The following is a 16,007-nucleotide window of genomic DNA, read 5'->3' as shown; positions in this document are numbered from 1 at the left end:
ATTAAGGTATAATTGAAAAATAACAAGTCAATCTGCCAAGACTGTTTTCAGACATGGAAAGCTCAATTCGCATACACTCGCTGAGTAAGAGAGTCACACCAAATCACAGATTTGGGTTCTCTTCTCATCAGCATATTGGTTTAATAGGTTTACCATGGGCAATCTATTTGATTGCCTAATGAAAAATAACAATGGCATTTTAGACTCGTTATTTTATTTAATATGCTAAAAAAGAAATTTACAAGTAGAATTTATTATATATAAGAGAAAGGGAAGCAAAGATGGATACTAAACAAAAGATATTTTATGCTTTAAAAAAATACTACGGATTTGATACTCTAAGAAGAGGGCAGTTCGAGATTATAAATAGTATTTTAAATGGTGTGGATACTTTTTGTCTTATGCCTACAGGGGCAGGGAAATCTATTTGTTACCAGATTCCAGCTATAATTATGCAAGGTGTAACTATAGTTATATCTCCTTTAATATCGCTTATGAAGGACCAAGTGGACAATCTAGTTGGGGCTGGGATTAAAGCCGCATATATAAATAGTACTCAGAATATGGACACTATAAGAAGTATATTAATTGAAGCATCTATGGGGGAGTACAAGATAATATATATATCACCAGAAAGATTAGAATCCAAAATATTTAGAGAATTGATTAAAGATCTTCATATATGCCAAATTGCTATAGATGAAGCACATTGTGTATCTCAGTGGGGGCATGATTTTAGGCAGAGTTATTTAGGAATATTAGATTTTTATAAAAGTCTTAAAGTTAAACCTATAATATCAGCGTTCACTGCAACAGCAACAAGTGAAGTTAGAGAAGACTCAATCAAATTATTGGGGTTAGAGAAACCTTATATATATAAAGGCGATATTAATAGGGAAAATCTTAGTCTTAATATACTTAAGGAAGTAGATAAGATTGAAACTGTTAAGGATATAATTAGAAAAAATGAAGGTGAATCTGGTATTGTATACTGCGCGTCAAGAAACGAAGTAGATAATTTATATTATTATTTAAGGGACCTAGGATTTAATGTTGGTAAGTATCATGGTGGACTCAAAGATGAAGAGAAAGAAAGATTTCAAGAAGAGTTTTTATATGAGAATTTAGATGTAATTATTGCGACTAATGCATTTGGAATGGGAATAGATAAGTCAAATATTAGATTCATAGTACATTTTACTTTTCCTCAAAACTTAGAATCGTATTATCAAGAGATAGGAAGAGGAGGAAGAGATGGAGAGAACTGTGACTGTTACTTATTTTATTGTGAAGAAGATATAAGTAGAGTGGAATATATTATAAATAGAAGTTCTTCCATGAATAGGAGAGAAATTCAGCTTAGAAAGTTCCAATTTATGATTGATTATTGTAATTTAAAGGAATGCTATAGAAAATATATATTGAATTACTTTGGAAATGATCGGAAGCTAAATTACTGTAATAAATGCAGTAACTGCTTAAACGATGATGAATTAAAAGATTTTACAAAAGAAAGTCAGATGATTTTATCCACAGTTTTTAGAACAAAAGAACAGTATGGAATATCAGTTCTTGTGGATATTTTGAAAGGTTTTAAGGGACCTAAAATAATACAAAATAATTTAGATAAAGTTACAACATACGGAATAATGAAGGAATATGGAAGCACCTTTATAAAAGAGTTGATAAAAAGATTACTAGATGATGGATACGTTGATTTGAAAGAAGGCACATATTCAATGTTAAAACTTAATTCTAGATCAATTAGGGTTTTGAAAAGTAAGGAATCGGTTGTATTTAAGATATTAGATAGTAGGGAACCTATAATAAATACAGAGCTATTTGAAGCTTTAAAATCTTGGAGAAAAGATAGGGCATATAAGGATAAAATAAAGCCTTATATAATATTTTCGGATACAAGTCTGATTGCAATATCTAATAGCAGACCTAGAACATTAGATGAATTGTTGGAGATCAGAGGAGTTGGAACAAAAAAAATTGAAGCTTATGGGGGAGAGTTATTAAATATAATAAAAATGTTTGCTCAAAAAGAAGCTAATTAATAAAAGTATCTAAAAATTGATACTGTTGTAGTAAAATGGGTTATAATGAATAATATAAACTAGTAGTTAAGTCCGTATTATAAGTTAACTTAATATTGACTATGTTTTATGTTAAAATATATTGAAAGATTTTGAATCATATTTGAAGGAGCTACATGTTAATAAGAGGAGTTTAATTAATGAAATATTTTAATAAAGATATAGAATCAGTTTTAGAAGAACTAGATGTCGATCTAGAGATTGGCCTAAATGATTCATCCATAAGAGAGAGAACTGAGAAGTATGGAAAAAATGAATTTACTCATAAAAAAGAAGGAAATATATTTGAAGAAATAAAAAATGCATTATTGGAACCAATGATGCTTATTCTTTTGATAGCGGCTTTAGTTAGTGCAATTATTGGAGAATATTATGATTCAGTTGGAATAGTATGTGCTGTTGCAATTGGAATAACTATCGGAATAATTACAGAAGGAAAATCAAAAAAAGCAGCAGAAGCTTTGGCCAAAATGACAGAAGATATTGTTGTAAAGGTGTTGAGAAACGGCAAAGTAACTCAAGTAGGAAAAAATGACTTAGTTCCAGGAGATATCATATATCTTGAAACAGGAGACATGATACCAGCAGACGGAAGATTTATTGAGACAATAGATTTAAAGGTTAGGGAAGATATGTTGACTGGTGAATCAGAAGATGTTACAAAAAATGCTCAAGTAATTGTCAATATGGAGGAAATACAAGTAAAAGAAAATAAAGAAATGCAGGATCCAATTCCAGCAAAGCAAATTAATATGGGATTTGGCGGAACTCTAATTGCTTATGGTAGAGCGACAATGGTTGTAACTTCAACTGGTGATAATACTGAAATGGGCAAAATAGCTCAAACTCTTCAAATAGATGAAGAAGAAACACCTCTCCAAAGAAAATTGGGGGATTTGGGTAAGACAATCACTAAAATATCAAGCGTTATAGCAGGTTTACTATTTATATTTATGGTTACCAAAATGATTATATCTGGTAATTTGAATATAAATACATCAGGAGTAATATCGTTTTTAAATTCTATAGATCCTGTTAAAACTGCTTTTGTTGTATGTATTGCTTTAATAGTCGCAGCGGTGCCAGAAGGGTTGCCAACTATGATTAATATGACATTAGCAATAACGATGCAAAAGATGGCTAAGATTAATGCGTTAGTAACAAAAAAAGAGGCTTGTGAAACTATAGGCTCAGTTAGCGTTATTTGTTCAGATAAAACAGGTACTTTAACTGAGAATAGGATGACTGTAGAGAATCTTTATTTAAATGGAAAGTTCTTTGATGATAAAAATGATATAGATGATTATTTTATAAAAAATTGCCTTGTGAACTCAACGGCTGATATAAGTTTTGAGGGAGATAAGTTAAATTACTTAGGTAATTCAACAGAATGTGCACTACTTTCATATCTAGAGGAATATGATTATAAACAGGAAAGAAAAGAAAGTGAAGTGATTCATCAAATACCGTTTAACTCTGAAAATAAATTCATGGCTACTGTTATGAAGATTAAAGGAATGAATGTAGTACTCGTAAAAGGAGCGCCTGAAATACTGTTATCAAATGCTACTAATGAAGTTATAAATAATAAATTTATAGATCTTACACAAGAGAGAAAAAATGAAATAATAAAAGAAATACAGAAACTACAGGCTAAATCTATGAGAATTCTAGGGTTTGGATTTAGGATTATTGAAGATGTAGAAGCAGAGGCTGCGATTACAAGTGAGATAAGTATTTTAAAACCTAAACTATTAGATGGAGAAAATGGACTAATATTCAGTGGTTTTGTTGCCATAAGAGATCCACTAAGGGAAGATGTAGCTAAAGCTATAGAAGCAGCTAAAAGAGCTGGTATTGAAACTAAGATGTTGACTGGGGATAATATAAATACAGCCATAGCAATAGGAAATGAGCTTGGAATGCTTAAAGGTGGAAAAAAAGCAGTGGAAGCTACATATATTGATACTTTAAATGATAAAGAATTAAGAAATGAGATTGAAAATATAGCTATTGTAGCTAGAAGTAAGCCGGAGACAAAAATGAGAATTGTTGAAGCTCTTCAAAGCAATGGGGAAGTAGTTGGAGTAACTGGTGATGGTATAAATGATGCACCAGCATTAACAAAGGCAGACGTCGGAATAGCTATGGGTATTTCAGGATCAGAAGTTTCTAAAAATGCTGCAGATATAATATTAACAGATGATAATTTTACTACTATCATTGATGGAATAAAGTGGGGAAGAGGCGTGTATGAAAATTTTCAAAGATTCATACAATTTCAGATTACTGTAAACATAATAGCATTTTTAGTTGCAATAATTTCACAAATATTAAATTTTGAAATGCCATTTACTACGATTCAATTACTGTGGATTAACATAATAATGGATGGACCGCCAGCACTAGTTCTAGGTTTAGAACCAATTAGAAAGAATGTTTTTAATAGAAAACCTGTAAATAGAAATTCAAGTATAATTACAAAAGGTATGATTACTTCAATAATATTAAATGCAATATATGTTACATCAATTTTACTTATACAGATGAAGTACAATATCTTAGGAGCATCCACAGAAAAAAACGGATTTGCAAGTGAGATGGAAACTGTTTTATTTGGATTATTTGCATTTAGTGCACTATTTAATGCATTTAACTGCAGAGAATTTGGGGCAGAAAGTATATTTCCTAACTTTTTTAAGAACAAGATAGCTATTCAAGTAATATTTATAACTGGATTGGCTCAAATAATATTTACTCAAGTATTTACTACTTTCTTTAGTTCAGTTGCTTTATCGGTGATAATGTGGAGTAAAGTTCTAGGGTTAGCATTTATGGTTATAGTAGTAAATGAAGTTATAAAATTTATTATAAGAATGTTTAGAAAATAATTAAATAGTGTTATTTAAAAGCTAAGGGAAGTTAATTTAACTCCCCTTATTTTTATGTACTTTTGTTCTTAAAAAATAGCAGTGATAAAGGTAAGAAGTTAATAGGGTATTTAGTGATAATATTCATATTTATCATAAAATTATGATAAAAGTTAAATATTGATTAATAAGTAAAATAGGATATAATATAATTGATAATAATTTTCAATGAGAGATAATTTAAGTAAATTAAATATGATTTAGAGTTTAATTTTATATAAATGCGTTTTAATTTGATTTAAGGAGGTATGATTATGAGTATGTTATTTAGTAGTGAAGTTTACCACGATATAATAGAAAGTATGGTTGCAGCATTGGATGCAAAAGATATTTACACCGCTGGACACTCTACTAGAGTTGGAAATATGGCGAACAAGCTTGGTATGTATTTAGGGATACAGAATGAAGAATTAGAGATTTTGCACATTGCAGGGCATTTGCATGATATAGGTAAGATTGGGGTTCCTGATAGTGTTCTAAATAAGAGAGGTAAACTTGACCTACAAGAGTGGGAGCTTATGAAGAAGCATCCAGAGATAGGGTATAAAATATTAAGCAAAGTAAAAAGCTTAGATATTATTTCAAAAATAGTACTACATCATCATGAAAGATGGGATGGAAGAGGATATCCAAATGGATTATGTAAGGAAGAAATACCATTAGGATCTAGAATAATAGCAGTTTGTGATTCTATTGATGCTATGAAAAGTAATAGACCTTATAGAAAATTAATAAGCGATGAAGAATGTAAGAATGAAATAATTAAAAATAAAGGTATAATGTATGATCCTGAAATAGTAGATTGCATCATTAAAAATTGGGGCGAAATTACACAAGAATATGATACTAACAATGAATTCTATATTGTGATTTAATCGTCAAGTTTCTATAAATATTTGAAAAGTATTTTAATTATCTTAATTGAATTAAATAATTATATTCAAACACAGTAGATTTTATGATATTATATTTAGTAAGAATAGCAAAATTAGTAAGGCGGTGAGAAATATTGGAACAATATAATGATGATATGTATCATGGTGTTGTAAGAAGTATGGTTGCAACCTTGGAAGCAAAAGACTTCTATACATATGGTCATTCGACTAGAGTAGCAGATATGGCATATAAATTAGGAGAAGTCTTGGGAATGACAACGGAAGAGCTCGAATTAATACATATAGCAGGAGATCTGCATGATATTGGTAAAATTGGAGTGCCGGATAACATTCTAAATAAACCAGATAGCCTGGAAGTAGGTGAATGGGAATTAATGAAGAATCATCCGTATATTGGATATAATATACTAAGTAAAACAAGTACGTTTGAAGATATTTCTAGGATAGTCTTATATCATCACGAGAGATGGGATGGAAAAGGATATCCTAAAGGATTAAAGGAAGAAGAAATACCGTTTGCATCAAGAATATTAGCAGTTTGTGATTCTATAGATGCAATGAAAAGTGATAGGCCGTATAGAAAATCCATAAGTGATGAGTTATGCAAAGATGAAATAAAGAAGAATAAAGGAATAATGTATGATTCGAAAATAGCAGAATGCATGCTCAACAATTGGAATAAAATAGTTAATGAACTTTATAATTAGGATTGTAACTATGTATAGATTTTTTCTATAGTATAGTTACAATTTTTTTGTTTGAAATTTTATTTAAAGCTAGAAGTTTTTTGTATATAATAGATTTAAATTAATATGATATAAATAAAGCAGAAATATAAATCGTAAATTATATGAGGGGTGATTGAATGCTAGACTTTAAGAAAGAGATAATGAATGGATCTTTTAACAAAGTTAGTAAGGCAGATAAAGAAGCAGGAAGTATTAATGTAAATTTTAAGTCTAAAGATAGAAGTGTTGATATTAAGGTTTCGGGAAAAGGGTTGCTTTTGGCTGGATTTATAGCAGTGGCTCCAACTGCTATATGTGTTTTGGGAACTACTGTGACAGCATGCTTGGTAGCTAACAAAATATATAAAAGAAGAAAAAAGCTAGAAGAAATATAGTTTATGAAGTGGGAAATTAGATATATGTAGTATAGTAATAATTCAATTAAACATATATCTAATTTTTAATATTAAATAATTCTAGTAAAGTATTTACAAGTATGGCAACTTACCACGTATCAAAAAATTATATATTTCAGATTCATTTAGATAAACGTCACCTATTATCCCATGAATTCTATAAAATTCTTTGCAACTGTGGAAATCTGACCCGGCTGTGTAAAGTAAGTTTCTATCACTGGCTACTTTTAAGAAGTATTCGGTATCATTTTCTGTATTACTGAAGTATTTAGCTTCAAGTCCATCAAAGTCCATTTCTATGATTTTTTCAAAATCAGATTTGTTTAAAAGTACAGGATGTGCCAAAACCACTGTAGCTCCAAAAAACTTTAGAATTTTTATGCCAGTCTCTACAGAAAGTTTATCCTTAGTATTATAAAAATCTAGATTTTTTCCTAGCAATTTTTTTATATTTGAAATTTTATGATTCTTTACATTTTTTAATACTTCAACTAAAAGCTCATTTTTGTAGCTATCATCTTTAAAGTAGCCTAAAACATGAACTCTGGAAGAATTGTATTTAGTTGAAAGTTCAACGCCAGGAATGACTCTTACACCAAGATCTTCACCAGCCATGACAGCTTCATCTAAACCAGATGTACTATTATGATCTGTTATAGAAATAATATCCACCTCTCTTTTTTGGGAAAGAATAACAAGCTCCCTAGGGGTACACTTTCCATCTGAGAAAGTTGAATGGATATGGAAATCACCTTTTTTATACATTATAACTCCCCTGAAATATTATCTATTTCTAATATATGAGTTAATGAATTAGGTGTTAAAATGATTGATTTTTATATTTATATGAAAATTAACTTAATTAACAAATTGCGTTAACATAAATTCTTTATATTATATATATGCTGTAACAATAAATTTGTATTTAAATTTTTAAAGACATAAGTACTTAAAGAAAATATATATATGAATATAACTATTTTATAATAAATTTACAATAAATCAGAAGGAAAAAAGAGAATTATATAGTCTGTTTAGCTATTATAAAATATTTTAGAATAAAATGGGTTGAAAAATGTCGAATTTATGGTAAAATAATTATATGGAAAAACTTTTATATGTGGTTCTGAAAACGATTTTACAGGGAGTTATACATAACTATATGTAAGATAACAGAATAACAAAAGAAGAGAGGAAAACTAATGAAGAAAACTTTTTTTACAAGAATTACAAGTACAGTTATTATGGCTGCAACAATTGCTACACTATCACCGTTAAAAGCATCTGCGGAATGGAGTCAGAATGATGATAGAACATGGAGCTATAAAGAAGGAAACAAGGTAGCTAAAGGATGGAAGAATATTTCAAATGAATGGTATTATTTTAATGAAAACGGAAGAATGAAAACAGATTGGACTTATGAGAAAGGAAACTGGTATTACTTAAATAATTCAGGAGTAATGCAAGAAGGTTGGAATAATATCAATGGAACCTGGTATTATTTTAATAATAATGGAGTGATGCAAATAGGTTGGATTCAGGATAATAATAAATGGTATTATATGAATAGCAATGGAGCAATGCAAACAGGAATTCAAAATATTGAGGGAAAGGTTTATTGCTTTGATGAGTCTGGAAAGTTAATAGAATCATCAAATGATTCAGGCCAACTGTTGACTAACTCAGCATACGATGGACAAGCTGGTAATAATACTGTTGATATAAATGGACTTCCTCAATTACCAAGAAACTATTCTATAAGCATACAAATAATGGCAGAAAATAAAATTTTTGAGTTAATGAATGAAAAAAGAACTGAAGCAGGTCTAAATCCTTTAGTTATGGATAATGAGTTAGTTCAAGTAGCTAGGTATAAGAGTAACCATATGATACAATACAATTATTTCGACCATACTACTCCAGAGGGCAATAATTGGACAAGTTGGCTAAAAGCAATTAACTATGAATATACTACAACTGGAGAAAATATAGCATACAACAATTATGAACCAGTTGAATTATTCAATCAGTGGTGGAATTCGCCGGGGCATAAGGCAAATATGATGAATCCTTCTTACACTAAGGTTGGTATAGGTGTAATTAGTGGTAGTGATAAATATATGGGAACTCAGACTTTTTCAAATTAATATTTGGACTAGTATGTTGTTAATATAAATATACATGATACATAAGTTAAGTAAGAACTGCTGATTATACAAAATAATTAGCAGTTCTATATAAGTTGCGTTAAAGATTTATCTATATTATTAACGGTTAAGCATATATAATTAGTATTAATATAGGATTATAATTCAACTTATATACTATTTGAATTATTATTTTGTGAACTTAAAACAAGTTATTTAAACCTTTACAAAAGGTGCCTTATATTATATAATAAATCATGCCAATGAATTATAAGAATAGTTAAATTATTCCGCTAGTTGGAGGAATCAATAGATATAAAGTTTAAATACTAAGAAGTAAAAGATGTAATATATTAGTAAAGATATTAAATAAATTATTAAGAAGAGAAAAGTGAATTTATGTGATAATGATATTCATTAAAGGGAATTATCAAGTATTAAACCCAATATTTCGAGTGAAAATGAAAGAGGAAATATTGGGTTTAATATTTGATATAACAGTTTTTATTGTTTTTAGAAACTTTATAGATTAGGATTAACGTGTTACGAATTAGAAGAAGATATTAGTAAAAATACTTATTTAAAATAAAGCGAGGAATTACAGAGATGCAAACAAAGTATGAAATGGTTGTTAATATTTTAGAAAAAGAAATGTTGGAAGATAGATATAGTTTGAGTAAAAAACTTCCTACAGAAGAGGAACTGATAAAAAAATTTAATGTTAGCAAAAATACTATAAGAAAAGCTATAGAAATATTAGTGACTAAAGGTTATGTTTATAGAGTGCAAGGTAGTGGGATATTTTTAAGGGAGTTTGCAAAAAATGGTTGCGCCCAAATAAGAGATATAAATGGTTTATCAAAACAGTATTCTAATGAAAAGTTTGAAAGTAAGGTTGCTGAATTTTCGTTAATTAATGCAGATGAAAAATTATCAAATAGAATGAAATGTGATATTGGCACAAAGATATATTATATTAAAAGAGTAAGATATTTAAATGGAGATCCAATTGAAATAGAGGAATCTTACTATAATAAAGATATTATTCCTTATTTGAATGAAGAAATATGTAGTAAGTCTATATTTGATTACATTACAAATGATTTAAAATTAAAAATAGGATTTGCGGATAGAATAATAACTTCTGAAAAATTAACTGAAGAAGAAGCAAGTTTTTTGAACTTGGAAAAAGATGATCCAGCTTTAGTTTTAAATAATACTATATTTTTAAGTAGTGGAATAGTATTTGATATTTCTGTAGAAAAATTTAACTATAAAAATATGAAATTGATAAGCTTGACTAGTATTAACTAAATAATTTAATGTTATATGTTTTACTAGTAAATTTATATAGATATTACAAATAAGTGTCTATAATTATTATCTTAATTGAATAATTGGTTTGATGGGGGGGAAAAGTAGATTTATTATATAAAATATATATTTAAAATTATAATAAATCAAGTATTTAAATAAGCTTAAATTAATATAGAAATCATATTTAGTTGTATGAATTAGTGATTTATATAGTTAATAATTTCAATTATCTTGGGTGAATAAAAAAGCTTGCACTTTATATTATATAAAGGGTAGGCTTTTTTGTGTTATAAGTTTGATGAATAGAAAAGATGTCAAATAAAAGTTAGGAATCAATAAAACCTATTTTTAACTATATATTGATAAAAGTGAAATCATGTCGCTTATTTTCACAATTGAATAAACTTTGTTATAATATTAAGGTATGAGAAATTTAATAAAATAGCGAGGAGATGATCCCAAATGATAAAACTTATTGCATCAGATATGGATGGGACACTGTTGAATACAAAACATAAAATAGATAAAGAGACCGTATCTGCTATTAAGCGCGCTGAGAAGGCAGGAATTATATTTGCAATTTCAACAGGAAGGGAATATGATACTGTTAAACCTCTTTTGATGGAAAATAATATAAGATGTCAATGTGTACTTATGAATGGGGCAGAGTATAGAGATGAGGATGGAAATATTCTAGAAGAGATAAATATAGAGCTAGAAACTGCAACTAAAATTATAAATATACTTCAAAGAGAAAAAGTATCTGCAAGAATATTTACTAATAAAGGAATATATACTACAGACACTAAAGAGGAAGCTTTAAAGGAAATGGCATATAGAACGTTATCCTTTAATCCAGAGCTTACTCCAGAAGAAGCTTTGGAACTTGCCAAAGTTCAACCATATTTTGTTCAACTTAATTATATTTCTGATTTGGATAAATTTTTAAGCAGTGGTATAGAAATTAGAAAGTTTGTAGCTTTCCATAAAGATATAGAGCTTATAAATAAAATGAAAAAAGTTATTGGAGAATTGAAAGGAATTGCTGTTTCATCTTCATTCAGGGATAATATAGAGATTACGGATATAACTGCTCAAAAGGGCATTATACTTGCAAAAGTAGCTGAAAAAATGGGATTTGAAAGAGATGAAGTTTTGGTGCTAGGAGATAGTTTTAACGATTATTCTATGTTTACAGAATTCAAAGAATCAGTTGCTATGGGAAATGCTATTCCTGAAATAAAAGAAATAGCAAAATATATAACTGATACAAATGACAATTTAGGAGTAGCAAAAGCAATATATAGAGTTTTAGAAGAACAGAAATAAAAAGAAATTATATGATTGCGCTTTAACGTCTAAGTAAAGCAGTTTTATCATGGCGTTATGCCAATGGCACAGATATGATCTTTTTATATTGAAGCCAAAGAATTTTTACATTCTAATTCTTTGGCTTGAAATAAGTATTGATATCTAAAAGGCCAAAATTCATTATTTGTTTTTTAATGTATATTTTGATATTTCAGTTTTTATTATCTGAGATTGAGAAGCTAATTCTTCTGTAGATGCTGCTAGTTCTTCTGCTGTTGCAGAATTAGTTTGAACTACTTGAGAAATTTGATCAACCTTACTGGTCATTTCGGTTATAGCTTCAGTTTGGTCTTCAGAGGCTACAGCTATTTCTTTCACTAAATTAGTAGTATCATCGACATTTTTAACTATTATATCTAATGCAGCAGCAGTCTCTGTAGCCAGCTTTTCTCCATTAGCTACTACATGCAATGAATTTTTTATAATCTTAGAAGTATTGTTTACGGCTTCGGCAGATTGTTCAGCAAGATTTCTAACTTCGTCTGCAACTACAGCAAAACCTTTTCCAGCTTCACCGGCTCTAGCTGCTTCAATAGCAGCGTTTAATGCTAAAAGATTAGTTTGAGAAGCAATTTCTTCTATTGCTTTTATAATTTCAGCAATTTGTTTTGAGCAGATAGTTATTTCTCTCATAGATTCCATCAATATTTGCATCTTTTCGTTTCCTTCTTGTACAATATGTTTTACATTAATGGAAAAACTTTTAGCTTTATCTGCATTGTTAGTAGTATTATTAACCTTTTGCAGTATGTTCTTAAAACTAGTAAAGAGCTCTTCAACAGCACCAGCCTGGTTAATAGAGCCTTCAGATAGTATTTGGGTGGTTGAAGATAATTGCTCAGAACCATTAGAAATTGATGAGATTGATTGATCCATATTCTGAAATATAATATTTAAAGAATCGATAATATTTTTTATTGATTTTTGTATAGGATTAAAATCGCCTATATATGCTATTGAAGTATCTAAATGTATATCTAAATCTCCATCTGCTAATCTTTCCAAAGTGCTTGTTATATCATTAATATAAGAAAGTAACATTCCGATAGAATTAGTTAAATCGCGGGACATTTCACCCATTTCATCTTTTGCATTATATTCAGTATTTATCTTAAGATTTCCATGAGCTAGGTTTTTTGCAATATCCTTAATATGATTAATCCCTTCAAGTAATACATCATTCAATACCCTAATTAACAATAATGATATCACAATTAATATTATCATAATAAACGTAATAGAAATTAGTGATATACTTCTATAAGTATTTGAATTAGTAACAAAGGAATTAGCATCTTCTTGGGATGACTTAAAAAGCTTAAGTATACATTCTTCAGACTCTTTAATTTGTGAAGAGTAAGCATCTTGGCTGACTTTCATTACAGACTGATTGGTTTTTGATTTTAATAAGTCACTTAATTTTTCTCTCTTATCATCTAAACCCTTTACATTTGATAAAAATTCATCTAATAAAGATGGATCTCCCTTATGTATTTCTTTTAAAATTTCTATATTTTTCGAAAGAGCCATAGATTCTGTATCAGCTTGCTCTAGATAAAAGTTCTTTATTCCTGGATCTGTTTCTGTGATTGATCTGAACATGTCCATTTTTATTGTTTGTAAGTTTACTCTAATATTAGAAATAGTCTCAGAAACTTTATATGGTCCATTATATAGCGAATTTGTTTGCGATGAAATAAACAATATTATGCATATCACAGCTACCATAAGGAAAGAAGTAAGTCCTAAAATTGTTGAAAAAGTTATTTTGAATTTTGTATTAATAGGATAGTTACTAATAACTTTTTTTAATTTATTATACATATAAATTCTCCTTTAACAAAAATGACATCAAAAATATAAGCGCAAGGTATTTGATAAGTCTAAGCATAAAGTTAGTAAGCATTAATTTAAAAATATGTATAAATATTGAAGTGTATTTGTATAATTACAAAAAACATTCTAAAAGTTGGGTTTTAAAATAAATCTAGTAAGGCATAAATTAAAGCAACTTTATCGTATTGAGTATACTCAGTGTGATGAATATCTTTTGAGGTTAATGTGCTTTAGTAAGAAATTTTAATTTTGGGACTGAGCATGTTTTTTATACTATCAACTTTATAAATAGATAGCGTCGCCATTGGAGACAGGGATTTTCCTTGATTTATTTCAGTGATTTCATGGTAATGTATTTCATTTAGAATAGTATTTATTAGGCGACTAAGGTCAGAAAGTAGTCTTTAAGACAAAGTTGGATGAGCATACAATCATGGAAAATAAAGTGTTTATTTTTTAGTTCTCTTTATATTATTTGTATAATCCATAGTGGTTATATTTAAGATGAATTTTTATTTAATAATTAAATCATAAAACATAATTATCCACTATGGATATTTGTTAGCTAAGCACTTTTTTATCAGTAAATTATATATGTTGCAATTTAATTTCTAGATTATTATTTTAATTGATAACTTAGCTTATTAGAATTTTAAATGTAAGTTTATTATTGAAACATATATAGATTTTAAGAATTCGACTTATTAGATTAATGTATTTAAAAAGTTGCTAAAACTTTAAGTTCATATCTTCACTAGAAATCATAAATATATTTGTAACCACAAGGGTCATAATATGAAGAAAACATTTGAAAATGAGCTGTTAAAAGGTCTTAGCTGTAGGTTGTTCCAATTTAGCTTGTCAAACTGAAAGTTGGAGCATGCTAAATTGGATACAACCTGCTGCTTAGAACTTTCAGCGATATTTTCATAGCTTTTTGGAACAAAATATTTATGATTTCGGTAAGTTACTACAATAAATCTAGTTTTAAATTTGGATATCTATATACCAATAATAAGAAATTTAAAATTTATAATGTAGAGAATTTATAAATGGTTTTATCTTTATATACTTCTCCGGCTCTAAGTATTGGAGATTTAAATTTACTACAGTTTATAGAGTTAGGAAAATATTGAGTTTCTAAACAAAATCCATTTCTACGATTATAAACAGATTTATTTTTACCTACATCTGAACCATCAAGAAAGTTCCCGCTGTAAAATTGAATTCCAGGAGTGGTTGTATAAACATCCAATACTATTCCAGAATTTTCATCAATAGCTTGAGCAGCTTTTGAGCTATCACATCCATCGGTATTTAGTACCCAGTTATGATCGTATCCTTTTCCAAAATCAATTTGTTCATAATCGCTATTTATATTGTTGCCGATAGGAGTTAATGATCTAAAGTCCATAGGAGTTCCGGCTACCTCTTTTATTTCGCCTGTAGGAATTGAATATTTATCGTTTACTGTAAACTTATCTGCATTTATCATCAATTTTTGATTAAGAACGTCACCAGATGAATGACCAGATAAATTAAAATAAGCATGATTTGTAAGATTTACGACTGTATCTTTATCAGAAGTTGCACTATAATTTATCTCTAGAGCATTATCTTCAGTAAGGACATAAGTAACTTTAACATTAAGGTTACCAGGATATCCTTCTTCACCGTCTGGGCTAAAATAAGAAAGTTCTAATGTATTAGGAGAATCTTCAACTATTTTTGAATCCCATACTACTTTATCAAAGCCTTTTAAGCCGCCGTGTAAATGATTTTCTCCATCATTCTGAGCTAAAGTGTATTCTTGATCATTAAGGATGAACTTTCCATATTGAATTCTATTTCCAAAACGTCCTATTAAGGCACCGAAAAATTTATCTCCTTTTAAATAACCATCTAAATTATCATATCCTAGCGTTACATCAATTAATTTACCATCCTTATTCGGAACTAGAGATGAAACTATTGTACCACCGTAAGTAGAAATCTCAACTTTCATTTTGTTAGAGTTTGTTAAAGTATAAATATAAACATCTTTTCCATCAGGCATTGTTCCGAAAACATTTTTTTCTATTGCCATGATAACACCTCCGTATTTAATAAATTACTACATATTTTTTAGTATACATTTACATAATTAAAGATATCGGTTTCATGTATGTACAAGTATATTATATTACATTAAAATTGTACATACAATTATTTCTAGAAATTATTTTGGAAATATATTAAAATAATATAAATATATGCTTAATAAT

Annotated in this window: 11 protein-coding genes; 8 read left to right on the top strand and 3 right to left on the bottom strand. The window is 28.5% G+C overall.

Annotated features, from left to right (window positions below; translation table 11 throughout):
• The first annotated feature begins 281 nt into the window (after nt 1-281).
• The 5 genes from recQ (at nt 282) to F3K33_RS22900 (ending at nt 7,051) form a co-directional block, all read left to right on the top strand.
• Nucleotides 282-2,063 carry a DNA helicase RecQ gene (recQ, locus tag F3K33_RS22920; RefSeq protein ID WP_039770012.1) on the top strand — a complete coding sequence of 594 codons (1,782 nt, stop codon included), beginning with the start codon at nt 282-284 and terminating at the stop codon, nt 2,061-2,063.
• 179 nt (nt 2,064-2,242) lie between these two features.
• Nucleotides 2,243-4,993, top strand: a complete 2,751-nt coding sequence (locus F3K33_RS22915; protein WP_039770014.1) for a calcium-translocating P-type ATPase, PMCA-type — start codon at nt 2,243-2,245, stop codon at nt 4,991-4,993.
• Between the two features lie 293 nt (nt 4,994-5,286).
• The gene (locus tag F3K33_RS22910; RefSeq protein ID WP_031275663.1) at nt 5,287-5,907 is read left to right on the top strand and encodes an HD-GYP domain-containing protein; all 621 of its coding nucleotides are present in this window, start codon (nt 5,287-5,289) and stop codon (nt 5,905-5,907) included.
• Nucleotides 5,908-6,038: 131 nt separating this feature from the next.
• Nucleotides 6,039-6,635 (top strand): HD-GYP domain-containing protein, encoded by a 597-nt coding sequence (locus F3K33_RS22905; RefSeq protein ID WP_023973866.1) that lies wholly within the window; start codon nt 6,039-6,041, stop codon nt 6,633-6,635.
• A gap of 158 nt (nt 6,636-6,793) precedes the next feature.
• On the top strand, nt 6,794-7,051 hold the full coding sequence (locus F3K33_RS22900) for a hypothetical protein (protein WP_012060627.1): 258 nt from the start codon (nt 6,794-6,796) through the stop codon (nt 7,049-7,051).
• Between the two features lie 93 nt (nt 7,052-7,144).
• Here the strand turns inward: F3K33_RS22900 and F3K33_RS22895 are convergent, their stop codons facing one another.
• Nucleotides 7,145-7,837, bottom strand: a complete 693-nt coding sequence (locus F3K33_RS22895; protein WP_039770017.1) for a PHP domain-containing protein — start codon at nt 7,835-7,837, stop codon at nt 7,145-7,147.
• 437 nt (nt 7,838-8,274) lie between these two features.
• Here F3K33_RS22895 and F3K33_RS22890 point away from each other — a divergent pair, with 437 nt between their 5' ends.
• The 3 genes from F3K33_RS22890 (at nt 8,275) to F3K33_RS22880 (ending at nt 11,865) form a co-directional block, all read left to right on the top strand.
• Nucleotides 8,275-9,219, top strand: coding sequence for a CAP domain-containing protein (locus F3K33_RS22890; RefSeq protein ID WP_039770019.1), 945 nt, complete (start codon nt 8,275-8,277; stop codon nt 9,217-9,219).
• A gap of 606 nt (nt 9,220-9,825) precedes the next feature.
• Nucleotides 9,826-10,533 (top strand): GntR family transcriptional regulator, encoded by a 708-nt coding sequence (locus tag F3K33_RS22885; RefSeq protein ID WP_017211116.1) that lies wholly within the window; start codon nt 9,826-9,828, stop codon nt 10,531-10,533.
• A gap of 465 nt (nt 10,534-10,998) precedes the next feature.
• Nucleotides 10,999-11,865, top strand: coding sequence for a Cof-type HAD-IIB family hydrolase (locus F3K33_RS22880; protein ID WP_023973863.1), 867 nt, complete (start codon nt 10,999-11,001; stop codon nt 11,863-11,865).
• A gap of 162 nt (nt 11,866-12,027) precedes the next feature.
• Here the strand turns inward: F3K33_RS22880 and F3K33_RS22875 are convergent, their stop codons facing one another.
• Together F3K33_RS22875 and F3K33_RS22870 are read right to left on the bottom strand one after the other, a co-directional pair.
• The gene (locus tag F3K33_RS22875; RefSeq protein ID WP_039773692.1) at nt 12,028-13,731 is read right to left on the bottom strand and encodes a methyl-accepting chemotaxis protein; all 1,704 of its coding nucleotides are present in this window, start codon (nt 13,729-13,731) and stop codon (nt 12,028-12,030) included.
• A 1,042-nt stretch (nt 13,732-14,773) separates the two neighbouring features.
• The gene (locus F3K33_RS22870) at nt 14,774-15,829 is read right to left on the bottom strand and encodes an aldose epimerase family protein (RefSeq protein ID WP_039773693.1); all 1,056 of its coding nucleotides are present in this window, start codon (nt 15,827-15,829) and stop codon (nt 14,774-14,776) included.
• Nucleotides 15,830-16,007: the final 178 nt, after the last annotated feature.

The sequence above is a fragment of the Clostridium beijerinckii genome (genome assembly GCF_008705175.1).
Lineage (GTDB): Bacteria > Bacillota > Clostridia > Clostridiales > Clostridiaceae > Clostridium > Clostridium beijerinckii.
This window is presented reverse-complemented; position numbering and strand designations above follow the sequence as displayed.

Bases quoted from the DNA above. Each gene is read 5' to 3' on its own strand.
- recQ (WP_039770012.1), top strand. From the start codon at position 282: ATGGATACTAAACAAAAGATATTTTATGCTTTAAAAAAATACTACGGA.
- F3K33_RS22915 (WP_039770014.1), top strand. From the start codon at position 2,243: ATGAAATATTTTAATAAAGATATAGAATCAGTTTTAGAAGAACTAGAT.
- F3K33_RS22910 (WP_031275663.1), top strand. From the start codon at position 5,287: ATGAGTATGTTATTTAGTAGTGAAGTTTACCACGATATAATAGAAAGT.
- F3K33_RS22900 (WP_012060627.1), top strand. From the start codon at position 6,794: ATGCTAGACTTTAAGAAAGAGATAATGAATGGATCTTTTAACAAAGTT.
- F3K33_RS22895 (WP_039770017.1), bottom strand. From the start codon at position 7,837: ATGTATAAAAAAGGTGATTTCCATATCCATTCAACTTTCTCAGATGGA.
- F3K33_RS22890 (WP_039770019.1), top strand. From the start codon at position 8,275: ATGAAGAAAACTTTTTTTACAAGAATTACAAGTACAGTTATTATGGCT.
- F3K33_RS22885 (WP_017211116.1), top strand. From the start codon at position 9,826: ATGCAAACAAAGTATGAAATGGTTGTTAATATTTTAGAAAAAGAAATG.
- F3K33_RS22880 (WP_023973863.1), top strand. From the start codon at position 10,999: ATGATAAAACTTATTGCATCAGATATGGATGGGACACTGTTGAATACA.
- F3K33_RS22875 (WP_039773692.1), bottom strand. From the start codon at position 13,731: ATGTATAATAAATTAAAAAAAGTTATTAGTAACTATCCTATTAATACA.
- F3K33_RS22870 (WP_039773693.1), bottom strand. From the start codon at position 15,829: ATGGCAATAGAAAAAAATGTTTTCGGAACAATGCCTGATGGAAAAGAT.